The sequence below is a fragment of the Lyngbya sp. CCY1209 genome (assembly GCF_055795065.1).
Genome location: NZ_JAYFER010000416.1, coordinates 1 through 1,383 on the forward strand (window position 1 = coordinate 1; position 1,383 = coordinate 1,383).

Genomic DNA, 1,383 nt, shown 5'->3' on the forward strand with positions numbered 1-1,383 from the left:
CGGTTTGAGATTTCTGGTGATTTCCCTCTCCTTGTTGCCCAATAGACCCAGTTTCCGTCATACGTCGATGCGCTTGGTTTAATCAGTCTGTGCCGAATGATGGGGGTCCAGTTATGTTGTTGCAGTCGTAGACCATCCTTTGTTTGGAAGATCCACTTACTCATTCGAGCAGCACCGTAGTCAACCTGTTTTCGATACCACAATGTTTCGAGGGTTCATGCTAGATGTTTACCTTTCGGTTAGTCATAGATGGTTAGCAGTGGTCGGACTTTTGGTGGCAGATTCCACCTCACCGCCTTCCGTTCCCCGCTTCAGTCCTGGGGTTGTGAGTCCCAAAACTGGGGGTGGCTATCGCCTCCTCTCTTAGGGATTGTTAAGGATTTGTTAAGATTCTTCAATTCTCCCTTTGACCCTGAGAGTTCCAACCTCATTTGGTATCCTGTGATACCAATTTAGGAACATACAGACAGTTATAAGGCTGGTCAGGGGTGTGCCCCTTATATTCACCCGAGGGGGTGAAAGCCTTACCGGGAGGATATTTCGGGCATTTCAGCCCTATTTCACTCCCGAACGAATCGCACCCTTCTGCTATTGTAACCGATCGCACTCGAAAAATGATGTAAAAGTCAACATTTGTTCAAGTTCGCGGATGGGGTCGCCGCCCCGCCCCCTCAAAACTTCGCTTCCCCGGGCTGACTCTTGAGGAACTCCGTATTCACGCCAGATTCGCGAGTCAGGGCAATTTTACCCGTCCGGGCAATTTCCCGAATCCCGAAGCGGCCGAGCACCTGAACGATCGCCACCATCTTACCCGGGTCGCCCACCACCTCGACGGTGAGGGAATCGTCGCCGATATCCACCACCCGGGCGCGGAAAATGTGGGCCAGTTCGATGATCTCCGATCGCACGGTACTGTTGGGGGAATTGACCTTGAGCAACATCAACTCCCGCTCAACGCAGGGAATTTCCGTAATATCGAGCACCTTCAGCACGTTGATCAACTTGTAGAGTTGCTTGGTCAACTGCTCAATGATGCGATCGTCTCCAGGGACCACCATCGTAATCCGGGAAATCCCGGCTTGTTCGGCCGGACCGACCGCCAGACTCTCGATATTAAATCCCCGACGGGCGAACAAACCGGCAATCCGCGTCAGGACACCCGCCTCATCTTCAACCAAAACAGAAAGGGTATGTTTCATAATCTCGTCCCCAAACGTGAAACTCGGCAAATTGTAGCGATCGGCAATCAGGTATCGGCGATCGGCCAGGAGTTGAACCGCGATCGCCCAAAATTGAGGAACCGCACATCACGTAAAACTCCTGGGAGGGTTGGAAGCTCCGTGATTGATCGCGGAGAGGAAAACCGACTCAAGCGGCTTTAGC

At 52.3% G+C, this 1,383-nt stretch carries 1 protein-coding gene; it reads right to left on the reverse strand.

Annotation, left to right across the window (positions count from 1 at the left end):
* Positions 1 to 671 precede the first annotated feature (671 nt).
* On the reverse strand, positions 672 to 1,199 hold the full coding sequence (gene ilvN, locus AC0QHF_RS12455) for an acetolactate synthase small subunit (RefSeq protein ID WP_324704540.1): 528 nt from the start codon (positions 1,197 to 1,199) through the stop codon (positions 672 to 674).
* Positions 1,200 to 1,383 lie beyond the last annotated feature (184 nt).

Excerpts from the sequence above, each read along its gene's own strand:
- ilvN (WP_324704540.1), bottom strand. The coding sequence starts at position 1,199 with ATGAAACATACCCTTTCTGTTTTGGTTGAAGATGAGGCGGGTGTCCTG.